Below are 12,486 nucleotides of genomic sequence, written 5' to 3' on the forward strand. Positions count from 1 at the left end.
GCCGCTCACCGGACACGATCACGCGTCGGTCCGCAGCGTGATGGCGAGCTTGGGGCAGCCCCGGGCCGCGATCTCCGTCGCCGGCCACAGAGCGGGCGCCGGGTGCTCCGCGCGGACCCGGAGCACGTCGTCCTCGCCCAACTCGAACACCTCCGGGGCGGCGTCGGCGCACAGGCCGTTGCCGTCACACTGGTCGAAATCGACGATGACGTGCACGAGTGCCTCCCCGGGTCCGTATCCGACGCCATCGTCGCCGCCCGGCCCGTACTGGCGCATCTTCAAAATTGCCGCCTCGAATTTCCGGAGCCCGTTCTTCTCGCACGTTGCGGAATGCGCCGACAAATAGCGACGCCAACCATCGTGGGCATTAGCGTGCCTCTATGCGGCTGGACGACAGCGACGAAGAAGGCGAATTCCGGGCCGAGCTGCGCGCCTGGTTGCGCGCGCATGTGCCGGCCCCCTCCGCGGGTCCGCCACAGCCGTGGCCGGAGCCGGAGATGCGGCAGTGGAGCGCCACCCTCGGCAAGGCCGGGTACGCCGGTCTGACGTGGCCGCGGGAGCACGGCGGGCGGGGCCTGCCACCGCTGTACCAGGCGATCCACGCCGAGGAGAGCACGCTGGCCGGCGCCCCGGACCACCTCAACGTCATCGGCCTGCACATGGTCGGTCCCACGCTGATCCGGTACGGCACCGCGGCCCAGAAGGCCGTCAACCTCCCGGGGATCCTGTCCGGCGACATCATCTTCTGCCAGGGTTTCTCGGAACCGGAGGCTGGCTCGGACCTGGCCTCGGTGCGCACCCGGGCGGAGCGGACCGCGCACGGGTGGACGGTCACCGGCGAGAAGGTGTGGTCGTCGTACGCCCATCTCGCCGACCGCTGTCTCCTGCTGGCCCGCACCGAACCCGACGCCCCCAAGCATCGCGGCCTGACCTGTTTCCTGCTCGACATGCGCGCCCCCGGCGTCGAGGTGCGCCCGCTGCGCCAGATCTCCGGTGACACCGACTTCAGCGAGATCGTGCTGACCGGCGTGGAACTGCCCGAGGACAGCGTGGTGGGTGCGCGCGGCGAAGGCTGGAAGGTCGCGCTCACGACGCTCTCGCACGAACGCGGCACCTTCGGCATCACGCTCACCGCTCGCCTGGCGGTGCAACTGGACCGGCTGATCCGTACCGCGCACGCCGTCGGTGCCACCGCCGACCAGGCCGTGCGCCGGGAGATCGCCGATCTGCACGTGCGGCTTCAGGGGTTGCGCTTCACCGGTTACCGCGCGCTCGCGCAGCTCGAACGGGGCGGGGAGCCCGGCCCGGAGAGCTCGGTGCTCAAGCTGCGCTGGTCGCAGACCCACCAGCAGATGTGCCGGCTGGGACTGCGGTTGGTGCAGGGCGACACCGTCGGACACGCCGGGCAGTGGGCGGCGTACTGGCGGCGGGCGCAGCTGCGCAGCCGCGCGAACACCGTCGAGGGCGGCACCTCCGAGATCCTGCGCGGGATCGTCGCCGAACGTGTTCTCGGCCTGCCTCGGCACCGTTAGGAGAGCGCATCATGGACTTCGCCACCACCACCGAACAGCGGGACCTGGCCGACGCGGCCCGACGCCACCTGAGCGAGCGTTTCCCACCGTCCCGGCTCGCCGCGACAGCGGATCACGGCCTCCTCGATCCGGAGGACTGGGCCGCGCTGGACCGACAGGGCTGGCTGGACGCGGACCTCGGACCGGTGGATCTCGCCCTGCTCGCCGAGGAGAGCGGGCGGGCGCTGCTCCCCCAACCCTGGGTCGGCACGGCCGGATCGGCTCTGCCGGTGTACCAGTCGGCGGGGCTGCCGCTACCCGGACCGGCCGCGCTGGTCGATTCCTCGGACACGTGCGCCGCGCACGATACGCCGGACTGGCGGATCAGCGGAAGCGCACCCGGCGTGGTCGACGCGCACCTGGCCACGGAACTGGTGGTGGCCGCCACTACCCGCCAGGGGGTGGCGCTGTTCGGCGTCGCGCCCTCGGAGATCTCCATCGCCGAGCGGGACGACATCGATCCACTGCGCCGGTACGCCACCGTCCGGTTGCTGCACGCGCCCGCCCGACTGCTCGCCGACCCCGGCCGCACCGCCGAGCTGCTGCCCGCGCTGCGGTTGCGAAGCGCCATGCTGCTGGCCTGCGAGGCGGTGGGTGTCGCGGACGGCGCACTGGCCGAAGCCGTGCGGTACGCCGGAACCCGGACTCAGTTCGGCCAGCCGATCGGGTCGTTCCAGGCGGTGGCACACCAGCTGGCCGAGGCGTACGCGGAGATCGAGACCGCACGGTCGCTGGCCTACCGGGCGGCGGTGACGCTGAACGGCGACGGCGCCGCCGAGGCGGTGGCCTGTGCCGCCGTGGCTGGTCCGCGCGCGGCCGTGCTGGCCTGCGAGGTGGCCCTGCAGGTCTGCGGTGGCATCGCCATGACCTGGGAGTTCGGCCTGCACTTGCGCTACCGGCGGGCGCTGTGGCTGGACGCCCACCGGGTCACCTCCGTGCCACCGCACGACGTGCTCGCGGCCCTGCTGCTGAGCTGACCGCCGGCGCTCACCGCCGAATCGAGAGGACGACACATGTCGTTGCAGCTGCACTGGTTCCTGCCCACGCACGGGGACGGACGCGAGGTGGCCCAGCCCTCCTCCGGCCCGCCACCGCCCGGCGCGCGCCGCGACGTCGACCCGGACTACCTGCGTCAGGTCGCCCTCGCGGCGGACCGATTCGGGTTCACCGGAATGCTCGTGCCGTTCGGCATGTTCTGCGAGGACCCGTGGCTGGTGTCGGCCGCGCTCGCCGCGGACACCCGGCGGATCCGCTTCATGGTGGCGATGCGCCCCGGGCTCATCTCGCCGGTGCTGGCCGCGCAGTCGGCGGCGACCCTTCAACGTCTCTCCGGCGGCCGCCTCCAGCTCAACGTGGTCACCGGCGGCGACGCCGACGAGCAGCGGCGCTACGGCGACTGGTTGTCGCACGACGAACGGTACGCCCGCACCGGCGAGTTCCTCGACGTGTTCCGCCGAGCCTGGACCGGTGAGCGTTTCGACCACACCGGCACGCACTACCGCATCCGCGCGGGCCTGCTCACCAGGCCGTACCCGGTCGCTCCGGAGATCTTCGTCGGCGGCTCCTCCGACGCGGCCCGGGAGGTGGCCGCCGCGCACGCCGACGTGCTGCTGGCCTGGGGCGAGCCACCGGCGGCCATGGCGGAGGCGATGGGCCGGGCCCGCGAACTCGCCGACGCGCACGGACGCACGCTGAGCTTCGGCACCCGCTTCCACGTCATCGCCCGGGACACCTCCGCGCAGGCCTGGCAGGTGGCGCGGCAACTGGTCGACGGCATGGACCCGGCGCGGATCCGGCAGGCGCAGCAGCGCTTCCGATCCACCGAGTCGCAGGGGCAGCAGCGAATGGCGGCGCTGCACGGTGGGCGTACCGACGACCTGGAGGTCTACCCGAACGTCTGGGCCGGGTACGGCCTGGTCCGTCCCGGCGTGGGCACCGCGCTGGTGGGCAGCCACGAGGACGTGGCGGACCGGATCGAGGAATACCACCGGCTCGGCCTGGACCACCTGATCCTGTCGGCGCAGCCGCACCTCGAAGAGGCCTACGTCGTCGGGGAGGGCGTGCTCCCGCTGCTGCGCAAGCGCGGCGTGCTCGCCGGCTGACGCCGGGCCCGGACCCGTCGGTGCCCCGGCCCGAAAGGGCCGGGGCACCGAATTTCTTGGATCACACCTCCGAGGCGGTGCCGACGGCGTCGGGCTGCCACGCCGGCACCTCCGGTGCCGGACGGCGGCTGCGGGTCAGCACCCGGAACATCATCGCGGGTCGCATCAGGGCCTGTGGCGGCTCGACGAGCCCCGCCACCCGCATGAAGGTCCGCGTCACCTGCGGGTCGCGGGTCGCGGCCGCCTGCATCTTGGCCATGTACGCGTTCGCCATCCGCACCTTGAACGGTCGGGGGCCCCGCACCTGCGGGAAGCTCAGGTCACCACCCGCCGAGATCTCCCAGGGCACGTCGGTGACCGCGGACACGGCCTGTTGGAAGTCGGTCGGCCGGGGTGCCGTGCCGCCGGCCAGGTGGTCGCGCAGGGTCAGCGCCTCCAACGCCGCCACTGTCATGCCCTGGCCGTAGACCGGGTTGAAGCTGCACGCCGCGTCGCCGAGGACCAGGAAGCCGTCCGGCAGCCGGGACAACCGCTCGTAGTGGCGACGGACGCTGGCCGGGTACCGCAGGGACACGGGCTCGTCCAGCGGCTCGGCGTCCTGGATGGCCTGGTAGATGTCCGGAACCGGCAGCGACTTGACGAACTCCAGGAATCCGGCCGGGTCGGCCGGCGCGCTGTCGCCGAGCACCCCGGTCAGAGAGACGATGCACCGGCCGCCGTCGATACGGGACAGGAAGGCGCCACGGGGGTGCGACGGCGACGACACCGGGTTGATCGACAGGTCGCCCTTCAGAACGTCGTCCGAGGCCAGCCGATAGAGGCGCGTCGTATAGGTCAGGTCGATCCGGATCCGGTCCTCGTCCGGCCGGCTGTACCCCAGTTCCTCCAGCCAGACCGGGGTGCGCGACCCGCGACCGGTGGCGTCGACCACCAGGTCCGCGGTGATCGTCTCCTCGGCCGCGCCGTCGCGCCCCTGCACCCGCGCCCCGGTGACCCGCCGACGGTCCGGGGTGGTGGTCAGCCCGACGATGTCGCGCTCTTCGGCGAAGCGTACGGCCGGAAGCTCGGCCACCCGTTGGCGCACCAGCTGCTCCAGCACGGGACGGGCGGCCGACACACAGGTCAGCCCGGTACTGGCCGGCGCCAGCGGGCGTCCGTTGAAGAACCACCGCAGCTCGCCCAGGTCGCCGGTCGGCACCCCGGCGGCCACCGCCTCCGCTGTGAAACCGGGAAACAGCTCGTCGAGGATCTGCTGGCCCCGGGCGAGCAGACCGTGCACGTGCCGGCCCTGTGACACGCCACGTCGGGCCGTGGAGACGCCGGTGAGCCGGTCGCGGTCGACGATGACCACCTCGGCGTACGCGTCGGCCAGCACCCGCGCCGCGAGCAGGCCCGCCATGCTGCCGCCGAGAACGACGGCACGCTCTCCCACCTGTGCGCTCACGGCTGCCCCTTCCTGGCCTGGTTGCTCACGACTCGCCGCGCGGGCTGTTCTGGTAAGCCGCCAGCAACCACTCACCGTCGCGCTCGACGAGGATCCAGGACGCCCGGATGGCCCGGGCCGGCGACACGTCCTCGGCGCCGGGCTCCAGGACACCGCCCTCGGTCGTCAGCACCGCGACGCCGGGCGCGATGAGGCGGGCGTCGACCGGCGTGCCGGTGACCCGGGTGCCCTTGAGCTGGCCCTGGAACGCCTGCTCCATGTATCCGCGAATCTTGTCCCGGCCACGGCAGAAGACCCCGGGCAGGATCATGGTCGCGTCCTCGGTGAACGTGCGGGCGAACGCGTCGGCGTCGTGCTCCGCCCACGCGGTGACGATGTGCCGCGGTACCGCGGCCACGGCGGCCTGAGCCTCGGCGTTGAAGGTGCTCGTGGTCATTCTGGTGTCCTTTCTCGGCGGCTCAGAGATAGAGGGTGTCGGGTTCGAGGCCGCACAGGATCCGGCCGTACAGCTCGGTGTTGGTGTCCGGGTTCATCAGCGCGTGCAGGTTGACCGCCTGCACGTCGCGGGCGATGCGCTGCATGGGCACGTCGTCGTAGAGCGAGGAGCCGCCGCTGGCGCCGGCGAGAATGCCGACCGCCTCCCTCGCCAGGCGGCACGCGGCTCCCAGGTCGGCCCGGGCACGGGCGCGCTCCGCCAGGCTCCACGGCTGGCCGCCGGCCGACTTGTCGTCGACCTGCGCGGTGAGGCGGTGTACGTGGAACTCGGCCTCGTCGGTCTTCAGCTCCGCCTCGGCCACCTGGCGATGGGTCAGCGGCGCCTCGGCCTGCTTCTCGTACCCCGTGTAGGTGATCTTGCGCTCGGGCAGCCGCTCGAGGAACGTCTCACCGGCCGCGCGGGCCAGGCCCAGCACGGTGCCCACCGACGACGCGGAGGCGACCGGCAGCAGCGGCGCCCGGTACATGGCGGGCGCGCCGGCCGCGTCCGGTCCGGTCCGGCCCTGGAGCGCCACCGGCAGCGGCAGGAACCGCTCCGCCGGCACGAACAGGTCCTGGGCGACAGTGCTGACGCTGCCCGTGCCGCGCAGGCCGGACGTGTGCCAGTCGTCGACGATCTGCAACTCGGACGTCGGCACCAGCGCCATCACCGGCATCGGCGGACCCTCGCCGCCGACCAGCACCGCGATGATCTCCTGCCAGTGGCTGTGCAACGCGCCGCTGATGAAGCCCCACTTGCCGTTGACGACGATGCCGCCATCGGCCGGGACCGCCATGGCGGACGGGCTCAGGGTGCCGCAGATCCGCACGTTCGGCGTGGAGAAGACCTCCTCCTGCACCGCCTCGGGGAACAGGCCGGCCATCCACGTCGGAATCCAGTAGACCGAGGCGGTCCACGCGGTGGCACCGTCGGCCCGGCCGAGCGCGGTCGCGACGTCGGCGAGCGTGCGGGTGTCGGCCTCGTAGCCGCCGAACCGCTTTGGCACCCGCAGCTTGAAGACCCCGGCGTCGGCCAGGGCCTCGATCGTTTCGTCGGGCAGTCGGCGGTCCCGCTCGGCCTGTACGCCGTTCTTGCGCAGCAGCGGGGCGAGGTCCGTGACGCGCGCGACGATCTCCTCGCGCCTGGGTGTGTCGGTGGTGGTCAGCACGGCGGCTCCCTGAGGTCGTCGGTGGATGTCAGGCGGCGGGCACGGGGGCGGTCAGCCGGACCGGCAGCGTCCGGTGGCCGTTCATGATGAAGGTGGGCAACGGCTGCAGGTCGGCGACCGGCACCGCCAGCGCGATGTCGGGAAAGCGCTCGAACAGCGAAGAGAGGCCGGTGGTCGCGACCGCCCGGGCCACCCCGGCGCCGAGGCAGTAGTGCGGTCCGTGGCCGAAGGAGAGGTGTTCCTTGTCGGCGCGCTTCAGGTCGAAGCGGTCGGAGTCGTCGCCGTGCAGGGCGGGGTCGCGACCCACGGCGCTGTAGTTGATCAGGATGGGATCGCCCTGCGGGATCGTCACGCCGTCCAGCTCGATGTCCTCGACGGCGTACCGCAGCGGCAGGTGCGCCAGCGGGGACTCGACCCGCAGCGTCTCGTCGATGACGTCGTTCCAGGTGGCCTCGCCGGACAGCACGAGATCCCGCTGCTCCGGGTTGCTGAGCAGGGCCGTGATGGCGTTGTCGAAGAAGTTGATGGTGGTCTCGGAGCCGGCGCCGAGGATGGCGAAGATGGTGTCCGTCAACTCCTCCTCGCTGAGCCGGGAACCGTCCTCGTCACGCGCGGCGATGAGGTCGCTGGTGATGTCCTCACCCGGGTTCTCCCGCTTGGTGGCGATGAGATCGGCCATCGCGCCGCGCCACCCGGCCAGCACGGCCTGCGCCTGCTCCGGGGTGACGGTGGTGTCGACCATCATGTCGATCACCTTCGCCGTCTTGGCGCGAGCCTCCTCGGACATGCCGATGAGGTCGGCGACCAGGCGGGCCGGCAACGGGTACGCGAACCGCTCACGCAGGTCCACCACCTCACCGGGGGCGGCGGCGGCCAGACCGTCGAGAAGCTCCTCAGTGATCTTGGCAATCCACGGCCGGATGGCCTCCGTACGCCGTGGGGTGAACGCCTTGCCGACCAGCTTGCGCAGCCGCACATGGTCCTTGCCGTACGCGGTGACCATGTTGTCCATCGCGATCCAGCTGATCATTTCCCAGTCCGGCGGGATCTCGCCGTTGATGAACGCCGGCCAGTGGTTGCGGGCGCTCTTCGTCACCCGCGGATCGGTGAGCAGTTGCTTGATCACCGCATAGCTGTTGATCGACCACGCCACCACGCCGCCGGGCAGAACCACCTGAGTAGCGGCGCCCTGCGAACGCAGCTTCGCGGCCTCACCGTGGATATCTTTTCCGGTGGTGTCCAGAGAGAACGGGCAACTGTCCATGGATGACTCCCAGTTTCGGCGGAGTGTTTCGGCCACGCGCCGGTCCGCCCGGCGAAGCCGATGTGCCCGTTCCGTGGGGCGCAGCGGATCGACCGGTGGCGTGGCACGAGCGTGTCATCAGCCGATCCGGCGGTGCATCTCTCGGTGTGCGCACTCGGCGGCGGCCTGCGAGAACGCCCATGTCAGGTTCGGCGAGGCCAGGCAGATCACCCGCGCCGGGCTGAAGGACGATCGTGACGTCGGTCCGCTCAGCCGGGGTCGGCGCAGAGGTGGGAGGTCAATGCGGGCCACTACAGTGGCCATCATGTCCGTACGTCCGCCTCTTGCCGAACAGTTCGATCTGCGCCCGCACCCCGAAGGCGGCTGGTTCAGGGAAACGTATCGGTCCGCTGTCACGTTCGAGCCCGATGGCTACCCGGGCAGCCGTGCCGCCGCGACGGCGATCCTCTTTCTGCTCGAGCCGGGTGACTCGTCGGCCTGGCACACCGTGCGGTCGGACGAGATCTGGTTCTGGCACTCGGGCGGGCCGTTGGCGCTGACAGTCGGTAGGGACAGTCGGCCGACGATCCTGAGTGCCGAGTGCCCGCAGATACTGGTTCCGGCGGGCGAGTGGCAGTCCGCGAAACCGGAGGGCGACGAGCACGTCCTCGTCAGTTGTGTGGTGAGTCCGGGCTTCGATTTCGCCGACTTCACCATGCCGTGAGCACGCCCCCGGGCCTCCGCTCAGCGGGCCGGGAGGGCAGCGCGGGGGCACCGCCACGCCCCTCCGTTCAGTCGCTGACCCTGCTGCGGGACTGGTAGACCAGATCCTGGTACTCGGGATGCCGGTCGATCCATCCCGCGATGAACGGGCAGGTGGCCAGGACGAGCAGATGCGCGGCACGGGCTTCGTCCAGGGCCGTGCGGGCCAGTGCCGACCCGACCCCCTTGCCCTCGTATTCCGGCGAGACCTCGGTGTGCACGAACGCGACGAGTTCCGCGGTGCGGATGTACTGTGCGACGCCGGCGACCCCGGACTCCCCGTCGACCCGGGCCTCGTACCGGTTGGCCTCGGGAGCGTCCGTCACTTCCACCATCTCGTGTCCTCCATACGGCACGCCGGAATCGACCTTGTCCGCGTACTCGTGAACGTCACAGTTGTCGGTCCTCACCTAACAGGGCCACGGTGCCACCGCAGGGGGTCGTCCTCCAGCACGGAGCGGTCCCAGTGCCCGAGGTCGGCAGCGGCCTCGTAGGTGGTGCGGAGGAACTCGGCCCCGGCCGAGCGGTCGGGGGCCCATCAGACGCGGACCTGCGTGGGCTCGGGCCGCAACGCATCGCGTTGACCCGGCAGCACCCCGTAGTTAGCGTTAACAAGTCCGTCCAGTTTGGAGACAGACGTAACCGGCCCAGGAGGATCAATTGAGACTGCGACAGCCAAGACCACGTCTCGGGCGGAGTCGGAAGGGCAGAGGTGTCGCGGTCCTGGCACTGGGTGCGCTTCTTTCGGTCTCGATCGCGGCAACGCCCTCGTACGCTGCCGAGGAGCAGCTCACCCAAGGCCTGGTGCACCACTTCGCCCTCGATGAGACCAGTGGGACGACCTTGGTCAACTCGGGTAGCGCGGGTGCGGCAGCGAACGCCACGCTCGTGAATCCCGAGAAGGCGACCCTGACCGGCGTAGGAGTCAGGTTCAACCCCGACTCCTACGAAAGCGCCCTCGACGGCGCATACGTGGCGCTGCCGAACGACATCACCGCCGGCATGTCCAACCTCACCGTGGACTACGACGTGTGGGTCGACCCGGCGAACGTCGGCGAACACCAGATGTGGGGTTTCGGCCGTAAGTCCGGCTCGTGTGACGCCGACACCGGCGCCGAGGGCTCCATCTTCGCGTCGAACACCCAGCGGTTCCGCGTCGCGGTGGGTCCGACGAACCTCCAACAGAACCGGGTCCGCATGCTCGAAAAAGCGTGGACCCACGTCACCTACACCCAGTCACTGAACTCGGACGGGACGAGCTGGACCGGCAGGGTCTACCTCGACGGTGTGCTGCACGCGACGTCGACGAACCTGACGACGGCGCCGTCGGTGAACGCGGCGGGGACCAACTGCAACTTCCTCGGTCGCTCGCAGACATCGGGCCACTACTCGTTCCGCGGAACGATCCGGGACTTCCGCGTGTACGACCGGGCCGTGAGTCTCGACGAGACACTCCTCCTGGCAGAGAAGACGGTCTCCGACGGCGTTCGCGCCGACGCCGCGGCCATCGACCTCGGCCGCACCAGCGCGGTCGTACGCGACCTCGTTCTGCCCAAGGTCGGCTCCGTGGCGGGCTCGGCCATCACCTGGACGAGTTCGGACCCGTCCGTCGTCGAGGTCAACACCCCGCCGGCCGTCGCCAGCGCACGCAAGGTCGCGGTGACGGGCAGGATCACCCGGCCCGCACAGGGACAGGCCGACGCGACAGCCACGCTCACGGCGACTGTCCGCAAGGGCGCACAGGAGGTCACCACGCGGGAGATCCCCGTGGTGGTGAAGGCCGAGTTCGACGATGCGCAGGCTGTCGACCGTGACGCCTTCGATCTGACAGTTGACGGCGCCGACGGCGTACGCGGAAACCTCGACCTCGCCGCCGAGGGCGAGTTCGGATCCACTATCACCTGGAGGTCGACCACCGGTCTCGTCACCCCGACGGGCGTGGTCAGCCGCCCGGCCTTCGGCCGTGCGGACGTTGCCGCCACCCTGACGGCGACGATCACCAAGGGTAAGGCCTCGCAGAAGAAGTCGTTCCCGGTGACCATCACCGCCATGCCGCGTTCGGAGGAGTACGAGCGGTACTTCATGGGGTACTTCAAGGGAGAGGGGACCGCCGACGGCGAGCAGATCATGTTCGCCACTTCCAACGGAAACACCGCTCTGGACTGGACCGGTCTGACCGGAGGGCGGCCGTCACTCATCTCCCAGCTGGGCGACCAGGGGCTTCGTGATCCGCACATCGTCCGCTCCCCCGACGGCGACACGTTCTACATGATCGCCACCGACCTGAACTGGTACGACCAGGGCGGGTACGCCATCAACGACACTCAGTACATCGAGGTGTTCGAGTCGCACGATCTGGTGAACTGGACCCCTCAGCGACACGTGAAGGTGGCGCCCGACAACGCGGGCAACGCCTTCGCACCAGAATCGCTGTGGGTCGAAGAGCTCGGCGCCTACGTCGTTTTCTGGGCCCAGTCGCTGTGGAACGACCCCGTGAACCGCACCGGTCAGGGGAACGCGCAGATGTGGTACGCCACGACGCGGGACTTCAAGACGTTCTCCTCTCCCCAGGTCTGGCAAGATCCGGCCCCGCTGTCGCGGATCGACACGACCGCGATCCGCGTCGGTGACCAGTACTACCGGGTGACCAAGAACGAGGCCGGCAACCAGGGCTCGGACATCTTCTCGGAGAAGCACACCGACTTCCTGGACAGCAACATCGCCAACTGGACGTTGGTCGCGCCAGCTCTGGGGCGCACGACGTGGGTCGCCAACCAGGGGTACGAGGGACCGGTCATCTTCAAGGCCAACCCCGGCGACACCGCCTGCCCGGGCCAGTTCTACCTGTGGGGTGACCGGTACACGAACGGTGGTGGGTACCAGGCCGCGTGTCACGAGAACATCGAGGCTCCGACGTGGAACGCCAAGGCGATCACGATGGCCAACGCAGGTGTCGTCCGTCCCCGGCACGGCACCGTGATCCCGCTGACCGTCCGCGAGTGGAACGACATCCGCGGAATCCCGAACAGCGACGTCACCACCACCACAGAGGTGGCTGTCGAGCCGTACGCGAGCGGAGCCCAGACGACCACTGCCACCGTGACGGTAACGGCAGCTGACGGGTTCGAGACCGGCGGTCAGGTACGGATCAGCATCGGCTCGTGGTCGAAGCTCGCCCACCTGAGCGACGGTGCGGCGACCGTCACGCTGCCGACGGGTCTGCCCGCGGGTGCCCGGACGGTCAAGGCCGAGTACCTCGGCTTCGACTATCTGAAGGCGTCGGAAGGTACGGCGTCGTTCGAGGTGCCCTCCGGCCCGGCCGCCGTCAAGGTCAAGGCGAAGGCCACGCCGGCGTCGGTTGTCCGCGGGGACACGTTCAGACTGAACGTGACTGTCGGGCCGGCCGGCGGACCGAAGCAGCACGATCCGACCCCGACCGGCGAGGTCACCGTCACCTTCGGCGGCGCCGTGCACGTCGTGCCGCTGGCGCACGGCAAGGCCGTCGTCGAACTGCAGACCGCCGACCTGCGGCCAGGGGCCTACCAGGTCCACGTCGCCTACTCGGGCAACCCGACCTATCAGCCCTACGCCGCCGACTACCAGAAGTTGACGGTACGGAAGTAGTAGGCACCCCGACGAGACGCGCCACAGTAGTGGGGGGGGGGGGGTGTAGTTCGCGACCCCCACACCAGGGGGCGGGGGCTGGAGTTATTGTTAGAGT

General features: G+C 70.3%; 11 protein-coding genes. 5 read left to right on the forward strand and 6 right to left on the reverse strand.

Annotation, left to right across the window (positions count from 1 at the left end; translation table 11 throughout):
* Positions 1-18 precede the first annotated feature (18 nt).
* Positions 19-216, reverse strand: coding sequence for a ferredoxin (locus AB0B48_RS01230; protein ID WP_355008676.1), 198 nt, complete (start codon positions 214-216; stop codon positions 19-21).
* Between the two features lie 164 nt (positions 217-380).
* Between AB0B48_RS01230 and AB0B48_RS01235 the strand changes: the two genes are divergently transcribed.
* The 3 genes from AB0B48_RS01235 to AB0B48_RS01245 are packed head-to-tail and all read left to right on the forward strand — an operon-like array spanning position 381 to position 3,673.
* Entirely contained in the window at positions 381-1,532 is a 1,152-nt protein-coding gene (locus tag AB0B48_RS01235; RefSeq protein WP_357194147.1) for an acyl-CoA dehydrogenase family protein, read from the forward strand.
* Between the two features lie 11 nt (positions 1,533-1,543).
* Complete coding sequence (locus AB0B48_RS01240; RefSeq protein ID WP_357194150.1) at positions 1,544-2,548, forward strand: acyl-CoA dehydrogenase family protein; 1,005 nt, start codon at positions 1,544-1,546, stop codon at positions 2,546-2,548.
* A 36-nt stretch (positions 2,549-2,584) separates the two neighbouring features.
* The gene (locus AB0B48_RS01245) at positions 2,585-3,673 is read left to right on the forward strand and encodes an LLM class flavin-dependent oxidoreductase (protein WP_355008673.1); all 1,089 of its coding nucleotides are present in this window, start codon (positions 2,585-2,587) and stop codon (positions 3,671-3,673) included.
* A gap of 61 nt (positions 3,674-3,734) precedes the next feature.
* Here the strand turns inward: AB0B48_RS01245 and AB0B48_RS01250 are convergent, their stop codons facing one another.
* From AB0B48_RS01250 to AB0B48_RS01265, 4 genes are read right to left on the reverse strand one after another with little or no spacing between them, the layout of a single operon-like run.
* Positions 3,735-5,117 (reverse strand): FAD-dependent monooxygenase, encoded by a 1,383-nt coding sequence (locus AB0B48_RS01250; RefSeq protein WP_357194153.1) that lies wholly within the window; start codon positions 5,115-5,117, stop codon positions 3,735-3,737.
* Between the two features lie 25 nt (positions 5,118-5,142).
* Positions 5,143-5,553 carry an SgcJ/EcaC family oxidoreductase gene (locus tag AB0B48_RS01255; protein WP_355008671.1) on the reverse strand — a complete coding sequence of 137 codons (411 nt, stop codon included), beginning with the start codon at positions 5,551-5,553 and terminating at the stop codon, positions 5,143-5,145.
* 22 nt (positions 5,554-5,575) lie between these two features.
* The gene (locus tag AB0B48_RS01260) at positions 5,576-6,757 is read right to left on the reverse strand and encodes an acyl-CoA dehydrogenase family protein (RefSeq protein WP_357194311.1); all 1,182 of its coding nucleotides are present in this window, start codon (positions 6,755-6,757) and stop codon (positions 5,576-5,578) included.
* Between the two features lie 31 nt (positions 6,758-6,788).
* Complete coding sequence (locus AB0B48_RS01265) at positions 6,789-8,024, reverse strand: cytochrome P450 (protein ID WP_357194157.1); 1,236 nt, start codon at positions 8,022-8,024, stop codon at positions 6,789-6,791.
* Between the two features lie 304 nt (positions 8,025-8,328).
* On the opposite strand from AB0B48_RS01265, the gene AB0B48_RS01270 reads away from it, so the two are divergent.
* Positions 8,329-8,727, forward strand: a complete 399-nt coding sequence (locus AB0B48_RS01270; RefSeq protein ID WP_357194159.1) for a cupin domain-containing protein — start codon at positions 8,329-8,331, stop codon at positions 8,725-8,727.
* Between the two features lie 67 nt (positions 8,728-8,794).
* Here AB0B48_RS01270 and AB0B48_RS01275 read toward each other — a convergent pair whose 3' ends face one another.
* Positions 8,795-9,100: a GNAT family N-acetyltransferase gene (locus tag AB0B48_RS01275; protein ID WP_357194162.1), complete on the reverse strand. Its 306-nt coding sequence runs from the start codon at positions 9,098-9,100 to the stop codon at positions 8,795-8,797.
* 553 nt (positions 9,101-9,653) lie between these two features.
* Here AB0B48_RS01275 and AB0B48_RS01280 point away from each other — a divergent pair.
* Positions 9,654-12,389 carry an immunoglobulin-like domain-containing protein gene (locus tag AB0B48_RS01280; RefSeq protein ID WP_357194165.1) on the forward strand — a complete coding sequence of 912 codons (2,736 nt, stop codon included), beginning with the start codon at positions 9,654-9,656 and terminating at the stop codon, positions 12,387-12,389.
* Positions 12,390-12,486 lie beyond the last annotated feature (97 nt).

This window comes from Micromonospora sp. NPDC049089 (genome assembly GCF_040648775.1).
GTDB lineage: Bacteria > Actinomycetota > Actinomycetes > Mycobacteriales > Micromonosporaceae > Micromonospora.